Source organism: Flavobacterium bernardetii, assembly GCF_011305415.1.
Taxonomy (GTDB): Bacteria; Bacteroidota; Bacteroidia; order Flavobacteriales; family Flavobacteriaceae; genus Flavobacterium; species Flavobacterium bernardetii.
In genome coordinates this window covers 140,417-156,397 of record NZ_JAANOQ010000006.1, presented here as the reverse complement: position 1 = coordinate 156,397, position 15,981 = coordinate 140,417, and the positions used below count along the sequence as shown (strand labels likewise).

The 15,981-nt window shown below is 32.6% G+C and carries 9 protein-coding genes and 1 pseudogene; 7 read left to right on the top strand and 3 right to left on the bottom strand.

Annotation, left to right across the window (positions count from 1 at the left end):
* Positions 1–93: 93 nt before the first annotated feature.
* Positions 94–4,758 carry a S8 family serine peptidase gene (locus G6N05_RS11805; RefSeq protein ID WP_166129395.1) on the top strand — a complete coding sequence of 1,555 codons (4,665 nt, stop codon included), beginning with the start codon at positions 94–96 and terminating at the stop codon, positions 4,756–4,758.
* A 143-nt stretch (positions 4,759–4,901) separates the two neighbouring features.
* Positions 4,902–9,188: a T9SS sorting signal type C domain-containing protein gene (locus G6N05_RS11800; protein WP_166129391.1), complete on the top strand. Its 4,287-nt coding sequence runs from the start codon at positions 4,902–4,904 to the stop codon at positions 9,186–9,188.
* A gap of 105 nt (positions 9,189–9,293) precedes the next feature.
* Here the strand turns inward: G6N05_RS11800 and G6N05_RS11795 are convergent, their stop codons facing one another.
* Positions 9,294–10,688, bottom strand: coding sequence for a dipeptidase (locus tag G6N05_RS11795; RefSeq protein ID WP_166129387.1), 1,395 nt, complete (start codon positions 10,686–10,688; stop codon positions 9,294–9,296).
* A 412-nt stretch (positions 10,689–11,100) separates the two neighbouring features.
* Here G6N05_RS11795 and G6N05_RS11790 point away from each other — a divergent pair, with 412 nt between their 5' ends.
* From G6N05_RS11790 to G6N05_RS11780, 3 genes are read left to right on the top strand one after another with little or no spacing between them, the layout of a single operon-like run.
* A complete protein-coding gene (locus G6N05_RS11790; RefSeq protein ID WP_166129382.1) occupies positions 11,101–11,658 on the top strand; it encodes a 30S ribosomal protein S16 in 558 nt (185 codons plus the stop codon).
* Between the two features lie 12 nt (positions 11,659–11,670).
* Positions 11,671–12,198 (top strand): ribosome maturation factor RimM, encoded by a 528-nt coding sequence (rimM, locus tag G6N05_RS11785; protein WP_166129378.1) that lies wholly within the window; start codon positions 11,671–11,673, stop codon positions 12,196–12,198.
* Between the two features lie 48 nt (positions 12,199–12,246).
* Positions 12,247–12,987: a tRNA1(Val) (adenine(37)-N6)-methyltransferase gene (locus G6N05_RS11780; protein WP_166129373.1), complete on the top strand. Its 741-nt coding sequence runs from the start codon at positions 12,247–12,249 to the stop codon at positions 12,985–12,987.
* 93 nt (positions 12,988–13,080) lie between these two features.
* Here G6N05_RS11780 and G6N05_RS11775 read toward each other — a convergent pair whose 3' ends face one another.
* Positions 13,081–14,100: a hypothetical protein gene (locus G6N05_RS11775; RefSeq protein WP_166129369.1), complete on the bottom strand. Its 1,020-nt coding sequence runs from the start codon at positions 14,098–14,100 to the stop codon at positions 13,081–13,083.
* A 124-nt stretch (positions 14,101–14,224) separates the two neighbouring features.
* Between G6N05_RS11775 and G6N05_RS15645 the strand changes: the two are divergent.
* Positions 14,225–14,311 (top strand): annotated as a pseudogene (locus tag G6N05_RS15645) (tRNA (adenine-N(6)-)-methyltransferase); the annotation flags it as partial.
* A gap of 2 nt (positions 14,312–14,313) precedes the next feature.
* Here G6N05_RS15645 and G6N05_RS11770 read toward each other — a convergent pair.
* Positions 14,314–15,336 carry an alpha/beta fold hydrolase gene (locus G6N05_RS11770; RefSeq protein WP_166129365.1) on the bottom strand — a complete coding sequence of 341 codons (1,023 nt, stop codon included), beginning with the start codon at positions 15,334–15,336 and terminating at the stop codon, positions 14,314–14,316.
* Positions 15,337–15,743: 407 nt separating this feature from the next.
* Between G6N05_RS11770 and G6N05_RS11765 the strand changes: the two genes are divergently transcribed.
* The gene (locus G6N05_RS11765; protein ID WP_166129362.1) at positions 15,744–15,950 is read left to right on the top strand and encodes a hypothetical protein; all 207 of its coding nucleotides are present in this window, start codon (positions 15,744–15,746) and stop codon (positions 15,948–15,950) included.
* Positions 15,951–15,981 lie beyond the last annotated feature (31 nt).

The following is a 15,981-nucleotide window of genomic DNA, read 5'->3' as shown; positions in this document are numbered from 1 at the left end:
TTTTATTTATAATATGCATTTCATCGATTATTTTTAAATTTTTGATAATGTTAATGTTTTTTTTATAAATTAGTAAACCCAAAATAAATTATTATGAAAATTACCTACTCATTTTTTATTAAGCTTACTTTTTTTATGTTAATTGCTGTTGTTTTCAATAACGGTTATGCTCAAACAGAAAAACAAGTACAAGAAATAATAAAAGATTATGATATGGCTAAGGCCAATCAGTTACTGCAAAATGTAAAACAAAGAGAGTTTTTACAACGAAAAGAAGTTGAGGCTTTTGCCAAAAAAAACAACTTACCTATTTATAGAGAAAATTCAAAAGGGAACTTTGATCAATTGATGTATATTACTCCTGAAGGAATTCCAATTTATTATTCTATTGATAATGCGGAAGCAGCAATTTCAACACGTGTTCCACATTTAAGATCAGGCGGAAGTTTAGGTTTAAATTTAACCGGAACTGGAATGGTACCACGTATGTGGGATGGAGGTCCAATTCATAACCACCAAGAATATACAGGTAGAATTACTATGGTTGATGGAACAACTAGAAATGCAAATAGTTTCCATGCCATTCATGTTATGGGTACAATTATTGGTTCTGGAGTTGTGGCTAATGCAAAAGGAATGGCGCCAGCAGCAACAGCTAGATCTTTTGATTGGGATTCTGATGAATCTGAAGCTATTACCGAAGCTATGAATGGAATGTTGGTATCAAACCATTCTTATGGAGTGCCAATTACAAATCCATCTACAGGAGTTAATTTACCAGCTTGGTATATGGGGTCTTATGTAGATGATTCTTATAATTGGGATGTAATTGCATATACTTTTCCAAATTATTTACCAATAATGTCTGCGGGAAATGATGGATCAAACAATGGTAATGCAACCCCAACAACAACGGGTTATGATAAATTAAATGGAAATAAAAACTCAAAAAATATTTTAACAATCGCAAATGGAATTGACGCCACTTTTAATGTTGCGTCACCTTATGCAATAACAGCTGGCGGAACTGTACATAGTTCTTCAAGTCAAGGCCCATCAGATGATAGAAGAATTAAACCAGATGTAACTGGAGACGGAGCTGGTACTGGTAGTGGTATTTATTCTGCTGGTAACGGTTCAGGAACTGGAGGTTCTACTACACAATATGCAACAATGTTAGGGACGTCTATGGCTGCGCCTAACGTTACAGGAACATTAACATTGATTCAGCAACATGCAAATAATGTTAATGGAAAATTTATGCGAGCTTCTACTCTAAAAGGACTAGTTTGTCATACAGCTACAGATAGAGGTAGACCAGGACCAGATGCAAATTACGGTTGGGGTTTAGTTGATGCAAGATCTTCAGCGGAATCAATTACAAATAATGGTTTAACATCTTGGATTTCTGAAGAAGAATTGGCTCAAGGACAAACTATTGTAAAACAATTTGTAGCCACTGGTGGAACAACGCCACTTTTAGGTTCTATTTGTTGGACTGATGTTCCAGATATTTCTAAAGTTAATACTACTTCAACGGTTAATGATGCTGTAGCAGATCTTACGAATGATTTAGATATAAGAATAACACAAGGCGCTTCTACTTTTTTCCCTTGGAGATTAACAAATGTCGCTACCGCTAATGCAACAAGAGCGGGAGATAATCCTGTTGATAATGTAGAAAGAATTAATGTTGACACGCCAACTGCAGCTACTGTTTACACAGTAACTATAACACATAAAGGGGTTTTAGCAGATGGGCCACAAAAATTTGCTTTAGTGGTAACTGGAGTAACTTCTAATTTTACTTTTAAAACATTAACTGATACTCAAACAAAATGTTCTAATACTGGTAATGCAGTGTATCCTTTTTCTTTAACAAAAATTGGAGGAGCTAATGTAGTAATGAGTTCAGCAAATGTTCCAGCTGGTGCGACTTTAGGCTTTAGTACAAATAATTTTTCTGCGACAGGAACTTTTGATGTTACTATAAGTAATTTAGCAGCTGTTGCAGCTGGAAGTTATACAATTGACATAATCGGAAATAACGGAACAGAAACTGAAATTAGAAAAATATTTTTAACTGTTTTTCATCCAACTTTTTCATCTCCAACGTATACATCTCCAGCAAATGGTTTAATAGGGGTAACAACAAGTACTTCTTTATCTTGGCAAAATGATGCAAATGCAACCGGTTGGGATGTTCAAGTTTCAACATCGCCTACATTTAGTGTATTGGCTTTTTCAGGTAATGTTACAACACCTTCATTTAATTTGACGGGATTAGCTTCACAAACAATTTATTATTGGAGAGTTAGACCAAAAAACAGCTGTGCTACACCTGCTTATGAAACTATGAGAAGTTTTCAAACAGCTATCATAGATTGTACACCAGCTTCATTTGTAGCAACTAATTTTTCTAGTGGAGTTATAAATACTACAGCAAACTCTGTTGCTACTGTTCCAGTTTCTGTAACAGGTGGTTTAACAATAGGTAAAGTTACTGTAAGTGTAGATATTTCTCATACATACGTTCAAGACATGACAATCAGATTAACAGGTCCAACTTCAATCGGTAGCCCAGTTGTGATATTACAACAAGAAGCATGTGGCGGTCAACCTGATATTAGCTGTACTTATGACGATGCTGGTATTGCTCCAGCTTGTAATGTAACATCTCCGGCAATTTCTGGAACAATTAAAACTTTTGAATCACTTAGCGCTTTTGATGGTTTATTAGCTAATGGAACTTGGACTTTAACAGTTAATGATCCTTATAATGGTGATGGTGGAAGTATTGATGCATTTAGCTTAAAAATTTGTAGTAAGTCTGCAATTTCACCTGTTCCAGTATTAACTTCAAACACAATAAATGTTGTTGCCACATCAACTTCTGTAATAACTTCTGCAGATTTAAATGCGACTTCAACAGCTCAAACAGATTTACAACAAACATATACTTTATTAGAATTACCCTCTTTAGGAAACTTAAAAAAGAACGGAACTAATTTAATAGTAGGAAACACATTTACACAAAAAGACATTAATGACGGAATTGTTTCTTACACAAATACAGAGGTTACTACAACATCAACAACATTTAAAATAGATGTAAAAAACGCAAGTAATGGTTGGGTTCCAAGTAGAACAGTTACAATAAACATTGTTCCTTGTGGAAGCGTAACGACTACTTGGAACGGTTCAGCATGGACAAACGGAACTCCTACAAAAATTACTGCTGTAACTTTTTCTGGGAATTATACTTCAACTGGAAATGTTGAAGCTTGTTCTGTAGTTGTAAACGCAGGAAGTAATGTAACAGTAAATTCGGGCCATACCTTTATATTAAATGGTGCTCTAACCGTTAATGGAACTGGAACATTTACAGTAAATAATAATGCAGGATTAAGACAAATTGATGCAGCAGTTGTTAATGTAGGTAATATTATTGTAAAAAGAAACTCTGCAGCTATGGTACGATTAGATTATACCGCATGGTCTTCACCAGTTTCTGGACAACAATTGCAATCATTTTCGCCAAGTACTTTAGCTACAAGATTTTATCAATATTTATTTACAGGATCTACAACTCCAACAGCTTACCAAGCAGTAACAGCAACTAACAATTTTGTTGCTGGGAAAGGTTATATGATTCGTGCAGCAAATAACTGGCCAGTAACTGCTACAGTTTTTAACGGTCAGTTTACAGGTAACCCAATAAATGGGAATGTTCCTCAAAGTATTGGAATTGGATATAATTTAATAGGAAATCCTTATGCTTCACCAATTGATGCAAGAGCCTTTTTATCATCAAATCCTACAATTGGGACATTGTATTTTTGGACACATACAGTAGCTGCTGTAGGAAGTACTTATCCGCAAAATAATTATGCTTCATTTACTACATTAGGCGGAGTAGCTGCTGCTGCTGGTGGCGCAGTTCCAAACGGAACAATTCAAACAGGACAAGGTTTTTTTATAAATGCAACCGCTGCTGGGAATGCAAATTTCTTTAATACTCAGCGTGTAAATGCATCTGTAAGTACTCAGTTTTATAAAAATTCAAACGAAGTGTCAACAATTGTCGAAACTGAAAAACACAGAATTTGGTTAAACTTAAATGATGCAACAAATTCATACAATCAAATATTAGTCGGTTACACAAATGACGCAACTAATGGGTTTGATAATGCTATTGATGGTGAAGTTTTAGAAAAGTCTAATACTATGTTGTATAATGTTATTAATGATGCTGAATTTGTGATTCAAGGTAAAGGATTACCATTTGTTGATACGGATGAAATACCATTAGGATTGAAAGCTACACTAGCTGGTAATTATAATATTTCATTAGAAAATGTTGACGGTTTATTCACTACACAAGATATTTTCCTAAAAGACAAAGCAACAAATAGCATCCATAATATTAAAGCGACACCTTATAACTTCTCTACAACAGAGGGTGTGTTTAATAACAGGTTTGTATTGGTTTATAAAAATGCACTTTTGTCAAATGAAAGTTTTGAGTCAAATGAAAGTTTAATGATTTTTACCAAAGATGAAAAACTTAATATAAGTTCATCAGAAAAAATGGAGTCGGTTAGTATATTTGATCTTTTGGGAAGAAATATCTATAACAAAGAAAATGTAAATGATAAATCACTTATTATTTCATCCTTCCTAAATAAAAATCAAGCTTTAATTGTGAAAATTAAATTAGCAAATGGGCAAACAATTGATAAGAAAATAATTTATTAATCATATTTAAAATTAACAAATCAAAAAAGCTTCACAATTTGTGAGGCTTTTTTGCATTTCGTCTAATTTATTGTCTGTTTGTCGGTTTTTGTTAAATATTTTTTTATATTCGTAACCTCAAATTAAACGAACCTACTACTATAATGAAAAATAAACTACTTAAGACCAGTGCTTTAACAGGATTAATTGTGTTTAGCTGCTATTTTGCCAATCAAAATGGATATTTACAGCAATTTAATCTAGAAAAAAAGGAAACTACGAAAAGCACAACGAATAATAATCAAAATGTTTTAGAAAGCTCAGTTTTAAAAACTGTTGAAAATACAACAGAACCTATTATTGCAAATTCAAAACAAAATTTCAGAAAAAAAGAATTAGTTTCTTCAAAACATGAAATTCAATCTATTGAAGAGAATGTTTCGACTTTAAGTAAAAAAGAATTCGATTCTATTGAAAAAATACGTGAGAAATATCAAAATGCAATTGTAAATCATCCTTATAGACAACGAATGAGTTTGCCGAAAATGGAGAGAAAAGCTATGGGTTTACCACCGAATGCTTACAATGAGCAGGAATGGTTGTATACTATGGATCCAAATTTAGGAAGACCTACTCCTGAAGTCACTTTAGATTTACAAAAAACGTTAGATAAACAATTGGAAATAGGTAGAGTTCCTGGTGATGGTTTAGACAATCAATGGGTAGAACGTGGACCAAATAATGTTGGTGGAAGAACTAGAGTTTTGGTGTTTGCTCCAGGAAGTACTACTAGAGTGTTTGCTGGTGCTGTAAGTGGTGGACTTTGGGTGAATAATGATATTACTAACGCTGCTACTTCTTGGACTCAAGTTTCGGGAGTGCCAAGTAATATGGCAGTTACCTGTTTTACAGTAGATCCTCAGAATTCTCAAATTATGTATTTAGGAACGGGTGAAGTATATACTTGGGGAGCTGTAAACGGAAATGGTGTTTACAAATCTATCGATGGTGGAACAACTTGGAGATTAATTTATGGAACTTCAATTGGTGCAGCACTTGCTGATCAATTATCATATATTCAAGACATTATTGCTTGGAGAAATCCTACAACTGGTTTAACCGAAGTTTATTTTGGTGCGGATGCCATGTTTTATTCTGAAGCAGTTGGAGCAACACAATGGGTTGGAACGAACACAGTAGGTCTATGGAAAAGTACTGATGGAGTAAATTTTGCAAGATTCACAAATGTTGCTTTGCAAACTGCAGCAGCAACTTATTGTGCGCCAAATAGTTTTTCAATAGATTTTGCAGGAAATCTTTTTATGGGAACTAAAAGAAGTGCTTTCGGAGCTGGTGGTGGAAGAATTTATAGATGTACTACTGGAGTAGATTGGGCTTTAGTGAGAACTTTAGCTGGAGTAAGCGGAAGAGTGCAATTAAAATGTTCTAGACAAACTGCCGGAAGAGCAATTGCTCTTTGTGAAGATTACGCCACTGACCTACCAGTTATTAAAAGATCAACAGATAATTTTGCGGCAGTTGAAACAACAATAGCTTTGCCAGTAAGTATAGGAGCTCAACCACCAGCTGCAAACGATTTTTGTAGACAACAAGCTTTTTATGATTTAATGATTGGATTAAACCCATCAGATGATAATGAAGTATATGTTGGAGGTATTGAAATTTTTAAAACAAATGCAGCTTTTACAGCAAATGCAGCAGGTATGTGGACACAATTAACGGATTGGACAGTTAATCCTACAGCTGCCGGAAATGCAGCAGCGGGTACTTTAGATGGAGTACATTCTGATCATCATGTAATGGCTTTCTGTCCAACTCAAACTTCTCGAGTAGTATTTGGTTGCGATGGCGGTGTGTATTATAGCAACAATTCTGGTACTGCTATTGGAGAAAGAAATAAAGATTACAATGTAACTCAAATTTATAAAGGTTCGTTAGATCAATCTGTTGCAAATAATAAAATGCTAGGTGGTTTGCAAGATAATGGATCGCAATTAATAAATAATCCAGCAGGAATTGGAGCTGGTATAGAAGTTTATGGAGGTGATGGATGTTGGGAATTTATTGATAAACAACAACAATATATGGTGAGTTCTTATGTGTACAATACTTATATATACGTAACCTATGCGGGTGTGGCAACTGCTTATATAGCTGATGATAATGGAGGAAGTGATGGAGATTTTGTTAATCAATGTGCTTTAGATAGTAATTTAAATGTTTTATATGCAAATGGAACTACGGGGGCAACTTATAGAATTTATAGATATGCTATAAATCCAGCTAACGGAGCCACAGTAACTACAACTTTATCTAATGCGGCAATAAACGCTATTCCAACTTATTTTGAAGTTTCTCCTTATACAGCCGATAGAGTTATGGTTGGATTATCTAATGGTAGATTAATTAGAATGGATGCAGCTTCTGGAGCAACTGCTTATACACAAATCGCAACTCCTTTCGCAGGTGCAATTTCTGATATTAAATATGGAAATTCTGAAAACGATTTATTTGTTACCATGCATAATTATGGTATAACAAGCGTTTATTATTCTGCAGATGGTGGGGCAAACTGGTCAAATAAAGAAGGGAATTTACCAAATATTCCAGTGAAGTGTATCTTACAAAATCCAAATGCTACCAACGAGGTAATTATTGGAACAGAATTAGGAGTTTGGTATACGGTTGACTTTAACGTGGCTAATCCAAATTGGAGAAGAGCTAATACAGGAATGAAAGACTGCAAAGTGTTGTCATTCGATTATAGAGCAGCAGATAGAACAATTTTAGCAGCAACTTTTGGACGTGGAATGTGGACAGGGCAATTCTGGCAATGTGGAACTACTACAAAAACTTGGAATGGTACAGCTTGGTCTCCTGCTGGAACTCCAACCTCAAAAGATGCAGTAGTTTTTGCAGGGAATTATAATTCTACTGCAACTTTAGATGCTTGTTCGGTAACGGTTAATGCTGGTGCTAACGTTGTGTTTAATTCAGGACATTCTTTAAGAGTGGGTGAAAACGTTACTGTTAATGCAACTGGTTCATTAACTATTAATAGCGGAGCGGCTTTAGTTCAATATACGAAGCACGCTGTTAATACAGGTAATATAATTGTAAAGCGTACTTCTACAAACATGGTTCGTAACGATTATACTGCTTGGTCATCGCCTGTTGTTAATCAGAATTTATTAGCGTTTTCACCAAATACTTTGGCGAATCGTTTTTATACCTATAATACAGTTAATACAGGAACATCAGCTACAGCTTACACTTCTGTAGCGCCAGGTTCAACAGCATTTGCAACAGCTAAAGGATATATGATTCGTGTAAATAATAACTGGACGTTAACTCCAGCGGCATATAATGGCCAATTTACAGGTGTACCAAATAACGGAACCTTAACTTTTGCCGTTGGTACTGGTTATAATTTATTAGGAAATCCGTATACATCTCCGATAAGTGCTTACCGATTATTAATTACGAATCCAAAAGTAAATACACTTTATTATTGGACGCATACTGTTGCTGCTGTTGCAGGATCATATCCACAAAATAATTACGCTTCTTATACAACTATTGGAGGAGTAGCAGCTGCAGCTGGTGGAGCAATTCCGAATGATAAAATTAATGTAGGACAAGGTTTCTTTGTTCTAGCTGCGACTCCTTATACTGTAACTTTTGAAAATGAATTGCGTGAAGACGCAACAACAACTACTCAGTTTTTTAGATCACCTCTAGCGGTTGAGAAAGATCAAGAAGCAGAAAAACACAGAATCTGGTTAAATTTAAATGATGGTACGAAAAGCTACAATCAAATATTATTAGGTTATACAACTAATGCAACAGATGGTATTGATAATAAAGTAGATGGTAAAATGCTAGACACCTCTAAAACGATGTTGTATAATTTAATTGACAATAAAGAATATGTAATTCAAGGAAAAGGATTGCCTTTCTCTGATGAAGATGTAGTGAAACTAGGGTTAAAGGTTACTGAAGCAAGTAATTTCGAAATTAATATTGAACAAGTAGATGGATTATTTGTGAATCAAGATGTGTTTGTTAAAGATAGTTATACTGGTGCGATTCATAACTTAAAAGAAGGTTCTTACTACTTTATTTCTCAAGCAGGAACTTTCAATGACAGATTCGAATTAATCTACAAAAAACAAACAAAAGAAGTAGAAGTAACTTCTGTAAATGCAGTTAATGTATTAGTGAGAAATAACGAGCTAACAATTCAATCGTATCAATATGCCATTGCAAATGTTGAGGTGTATGATGTTTTAGGAAAAGTAATATTCACTAAAAACGGAATCCATAACAAACAATTTAATACGAATCAAATCACAGCTACAAAACAAGCTTTAATTGTGAAAATTCAATTAGAAAATGGTGAAGTTGTAACAAAGAAAATTATGATGTAATCTTCAATATATAGAATAAGTAAAAAAGCCTGTAATTCTAAATTACAGGCTTTTTTTATTATAGAATCTGAACCAAGTTCAGATTGACAAATCAACTTTTATGCTTTATTGATTTTTATGTAATTCTGTAAAGTATTTATAGAATAACGGAATCGTTTCAATTCCTTTCATATAATTAAAAATTCCATAATGTTCGTTTGGTGAGTGAATCGCATCGCTATCTAAACCAAATCCCATCATAATTGTTTTGCTTTTTAATTCTTTCTCAAACAACGCTACAATTGGAATACTTCCTCCAGAACGAACTGGAATAGGTGTTTTTCCAAAAGCCTCTGAATACGCTTTTGAAGCCGCTTGATATCCGATGCTGTCAATTGGAGTTACATAACCTTGACCACCATGATGAGGTGTTACTTTCACAGTTACAGCACTTGGCGCAATTGATTCAAAGTGTTTTTTAAACAATTCTGTAATATTTTCCCATTCTTGATTCGGAACTAAACGCATAGAAATTTTAGCAAAAGCTTTACTTGCAATAACTGTTTTTGCGCCTTCACCAGTATAACCACCCCAAATTCCGTTTACATCTAAAGTTGGACGGATAGAGTTTCTTTCATTTGTAGTATAACCCGCTTCACCGTAAGTATCTGCAATGTTTAAGGCTTTTTTGTAATCGTCTTCAGAATACGGTCTTTTTGCCATTTCGGCTCTTTCTTCTAATGATAATTCTTCTACACCATCATAAAAACCTGGAATCGTAATGTGATTGTTTTCATCATGTAATGAAGCAATCATTTTTGTTAAAACGTTAATTGGATTCGCCACAGCACCACCATATAATCCAGAGTGTAAATCTCTATTCGGACCAGTAACTTCTACTTCAACATAGCTTAAACCACGTAAACCAGTAGTAATTGATGGTTGTGTGTTAGAAATCATTCCCGTATCAGAAATTAAAATCACATCACAAGATAATTTTTCTTGATTGCGTTCTACGAACCAACCTAAACTTTTTGAACCTACTTCTTCTTCGCCTTCAATCATGAATTTCACGTTACAAGGTAAATTGTTGTTCGCAATCATGTATTCGAAAGCTTTTACATGCATGTACATTTGACCTTTGTCGTCACAAGCACCACGAGCGAAAATAGCACCTTCTGGATGAATTTCTGTAGTTTTAATTACAGGTTCAAACGGAGGTGAATCCCATAATTCAATTGGATCTGCTGGTTGCACATCATAATGTCCATACACCAAAACAGTTGGTAAACTTGGGTCAATCATTTTATGCCCGTAAACAATTGGATAACCAGGTGTTTCACACATTTCTACCACATCGCAACCTGCTTTCTCTAAGCTTGTTTTTACCGCTTCAGCCGTATTAATTACATCTTGAGCATAAGCGCTGTCTGCACTTACAGAAGGCATTTTCAGTAGTTCAATTAATTCTTTAATGAAACGTTCTTTATTTTCTTGAACGTATTGTTTTATATTTTCCATGGTTGTTTTTTATAAAGTTCAAATATACGAAATGAATTTTAAAGGGAAAAGATAAAAGGCAAAAGGGAAAAAGCAAAAGATAAAAGATAAAAGGGAGAAGGGAAAGGAGGGAATTGGAATGTAAACAACACAGATTGGAGAAATTTTAGAAATTAGTATAATTTTTTTAATTTTTTGTTGGAAAAATCAATATCTAAAATCAAATTTAACAAGCATGATTAGCGAAATTTTTCAGATCTTTAAAATTTCTCTAATCTGTGTTGCGAAAAAAATCAAGTAAAAAATTAAAAAGCACCATTAAATAGCTGATTTAAAAATAATTGAACATTGAACATTGGAAATTGATAATTATTATTATCTTTGCACCCTTAATTAACCGAGGTCGAGTACCTCAAATTTAATCCACAAGATTATGCCAGTAAAAATTAGATTACAAAGACATGGTAAAAAAGGGAAACCTTTTTTCTGGATCGTAGCTGCTGATGCACGCTCAAAAAGAGATGGTAAATTCCTAGAAAAAATCGGAACTTACAATCCAAACACTAACCCTGCAACTATTGATTTAAATATTGATAGTGCTGTTCAATGGTTACACAATGGTGCACAACCAACTGACACTGCTAAAGCAATTTTATCTTATAAAGGTGCTTTATTAAAACACCATTTAGATGGTGGTATCAGAAAAGGTGCTTTAACTCAAGAACAAGCAGATGCTAAATTAGCTACATGGTTAGAAGCAAAAGCTGGAAAAGTTGACGCTAAAAAAGACGGTTTAAGCAAAGCGGATGCTGATGCAAGAGCTAATGCTTTAAAAGCGGAAAAAGTAGCTAACGAAAAACGTATGGCTGCACAAGCTGAAGCTGCAAAAGTAGAAGAAGTAGTTGAAGAAACTGCTACTGAAGAAGTTGCTGCTGAAGAAGCTACAGAAGCGCCTGCTGCTGAAGGAACTAACGAAGAAACAGAAGCTTAATATACTGCGATTATGCGTAAAGACGAATGTTTCTATTTAGGCAAAATCGCTAAAAAATTTAGTTTCAAAGGAGAAGTTCTTATCTTTTTAGATACGGACGAACCTGAACTTTATCAAAATTTGGAATCAGTTTTTATTGAATACAATAAAAATCTGGTTCCATTTTTTATTGAAAAATCTGCCATTCATAGAGATAAATTTCTTAGAGTTAAATTTGAAGATGTTGATACGGAACTAGAAGCCGACAACATGAAAAATTTAGAAGTGTATTTACCTCTAACTATGTTACCGAAACTTGAAGGTAACAAATTCTATTTTCACGAAATTATTGGATTTAAAGTTGTCGATCAACGTTTAGGCGATATCGGAACGGTTCATGCTATTTTGGATAATGCGGCACAACCTATTTTTGAAATTTTCAAAGGTCAAAAACAAGTTTTAGTCCCAATGATTGATTCTTTTATTATTGAAGTCAATAGAAAAGACAAAGAATTGGTTTTAGATACACCAATTGGTTTAGTGGATTTGTATTTGGAGTAGTCAACTTCAACATTCAAAATTCGTTATTCAACATTCAACATTCATTTTATGTTCAAATTCAAACAATTTTCAATTGAACAAGAAAAATCTGCCATGAAAGTGGGAACAGATGGCGTTTTATTAGGCGCTTGGACACCTTTAATCAATAATCCTTACAACATACTTGATATTGGTGCTGGAACAGGCTTAATTTCGCTTATGTTGGCTCAAAGAAGCTATGCGGAGCAAATTGATGCGATTGAAATTGAAGAAAATGCATACGAAGAATGTGTAGATAATTTTGAAAATTCATCTTGGGGCGACCGATTATTTTGTTATCATGCCGGTTTAGATGAATTTGTGGAAGAATTACAAGAAATTGACGAAGAAACACACGAGTTTGAAATGCTAGAACAATATGATGTTATTGTTTCCAATCCACCCTTTTTTACTGAAGATTACAAAACACCAGAAGAAGCTCGCGATTTAGCTCGATTTGCAGATGCACTTCCTTTTGATGAATTAATCGAAGCGGCTTATTTGTTATTGTCTGAAAATGGAATTTTATCAGTTATTATTCCCTATTCCGCAGAAGAAAATTTTATCGCTTTAGCGAAACAATCTTTATTGTATCCTTTAAAAATCACCAGAGTTAAAGGCACACCTACTTCTGAAATTAAAAGAAGTTTATTGGCATTCACTCGTGTCGAACAAACGCCAATTATTGGTGAATTAGTAATTGAAACCGCTCGTCATCAATACACTCCAGAATATACAGAACTGACAAAAGAGTTTTATTTGAAGATGTAGTTTAGGCTTTTTCAGTTGTTTATATGCATCTTTTTCAATAAAAAATCTCATTAACAGTTATTTAGTCATTAGAAGTTGATTGTATAACTACTATCACCTAAATCCAAATTTTCCATGAAAGAGTTTGAAACTATATTTTTTTTCATGTTCTAATTTTAATACATCTATTTCATAAGGCACCATAAACATACTTTCTCTAAGTTTATTAGCCACTTTGCTATTAAAAAGATGCTCATCAAACCCAAAAGTAGAAAAATAGAAACCATTTGTTTCGTGTTCTTTACAGGAACAAACATTTGCGCCAAACAATGTTGTAAATGCAACATCGTTATAAAAAGCAATGTCTCTCGGGTGTATGTTTCCTTTTTTTATTTCGTTAATTAACTGTTTGTTATCAAATTCTTTAAAAAAACAATAATCAAAATGCATAAAATAAGGAAAAATAATTGTTTGTACCAAACCGCCTTCTGGTTCTTTGTCAAAAGTTTTAGCTTTAGGTTGTTGTGTTATTCGGTATTTAATATCCTTATTTTTGATTTTTGCTTCCGAAAAAATAGTGGAATCTAAAATCCCGAGCAATCTTTCCCCAGGAAAACCTTTAGTAATTATTCGTTTTTTTAAAGAATACATGCTTTTTTGTTTAAACGATTTATACTCTTTTGTGTGTTTATTGCATTGATCGTTAATAGCAATATCATATACAAAATCTAAATAATCGAAATCTATTTTTTTTAGGTATAATTTTCTCGTTTTATTATATTTTTCTTTTAACTTATTTTCTTTTTCTAGCTTAGCGATATCTCCAAAAATTGGATAATTTTTTAAATGTTCTATTTTGAGTCCAAATTCAAATCCTTTTTCAATATATTTTATAAATGGTTTGTTGCTGTGTTTTGCAATTTGAGCGCATACAATTAAATCTTTTAAAAAAATGAAATCATAATCTTTAAATACCTTTTCATAATAAAAAAGTGAGCTATCAATATTTTGTTCTTTAAAGAAAAATATTTCTGCTCGGTTTATGTTTTTGTGATAGTTTGTATAGTCGGTTTCTTTATTATTCTGCGAATAAGTTAATAAAGAGAAAAGCAAAAAGAGAATTATTTTTATCATTTAACGTTATCTATTGTTTTATTTAATTTCTAACCATTTTATTACGCATTGTTTATTTTTTATAAACGTTATAAGAATAGCTTTGTTGTATGGAGTGTCGAGTAATTTGTATAAAACGCCAATTATGGATGAATTAGTCATTGAAACCGCACGTCATCAATATACTCCAGAATATATAGAATTGACTAAAGAGTTTTATTTGAAGATGTAGTTTTATTTAGATTTTATCCAATCTAATACATACGTTTTTGCAACTTCATCGATTTCATATAGAGATGTATTAAGCTCTAGGTTTTTAGAACTTGTTAAATAATGATTTAATGATTCAAAAACTTTAATATCAATATTTTTATTATTTATTTTTTTTAGAATAGAAGTGTTTGCAACTGGATCCACAAATATGTCATTGTCCCCAATTAAATAAATTGTTGGAATTGCAATGTTTTCGTAAACAGGAATAAAATTCTTTTTTAATAATTCTAAGTAAGACGAAAAAGTAATGTACCATCCAAAATCATTTTTTTTATAGCCATATTTTTTCATAGTACTATAAATCACTTTTTTTAAAGACATTTCATCTAAAGTAGCATTTCTATCTATAATTTTTGAAATACTATCCATGACCTTGAATTTAGTTTCATTATCACTATATTGAAGGTTTTTTTCTTGTTTGTTGAGTCCTGTTTTAATTTGATATTTTAATGATTCTGTTGCTCTTTCTACTGGAGTAGCCCATTGGATTAAAAAATCACATTTCAACCCTTTTTCTACAGCGCCTATTGTGATTAATCCTCCATAACTATGACCAATAAGTCCAATTTTTTTATTTATAAATTTCTCTGTTGTTTTTAATTCATTAAAAATAGATTGGAAATCTTCTGTCATTTCATTTATCGTGTAGGAGTTGTTGTTAAAAACACCTTCTGATTTTCCCACACCTCTTTCATCATATCTAAAGACTGCGATATTATTTTTTAATAATAATTCAGTTAAGATAAAATGTGAATTTCTAGTGTCTTTACCTGAACCTGGAACAATAAATACAATTTTGTCGTAGTTTGCTTTTGGTGTGATTAGCGTTCCAGTAAGTTTTATGTTGTCTTTTTTTTGTAAAACAGAATAATCATAAAATTCATAATTGTCTTTATTTGAAATCTCTTTTTCATAAAACATGATGTCTTGTGAAAACAGATTTAAACTCAATAATAAAAATAGGATAACAGAATTTTTTTTCATTTTATTTGTTTGATTTTTCTTATGATTTTGCTAAAATATATATAAGTATTTTAATAACTATTTTTTTAACGACTTCTTAACTTCTAAAGAATAGATGAAAATATAATTTTAAAATTACTCCACTTGATACATACTTCTAAACTGACAAAAAATTCTTTCAATTAAACGTAAATCTTCTGTGATAATAGCTGCAGAACTACGTATTTCTTGCTGAAATAGGATTTTCTTTTTATACGAAGTTTCCAAACCTTTTGGCAAAGCAATATCTATAAGTAAATTCCCGTCTTTGTCTGGCGTTAGTGAGATTCGTTTGAGATAGAAAAAATAGTAATAAATTATATGGCTAATAACTTTAGAATATGTAATAAAAAACTTATATTTGAGTATTAACCTAAAAATACTATTTTATGAAAACACGAAAATTAAATTTATCAGGATTCATTCAAAATGAATTAAGTAAAGAAGAAATTTTAACAATTAAAGGAGGTTTGGTTGGTGACCCACCAATAAAATATACAATACCAACACCAGCATCACCAATACCACCTATGCCACCTCTAACAATTTATCCTGAGCCACCTGGAGGAAATACAGTAGGTAATGGAGCAGGTTAGTAATATTATTTTGACTTTGAATTAAGTAATT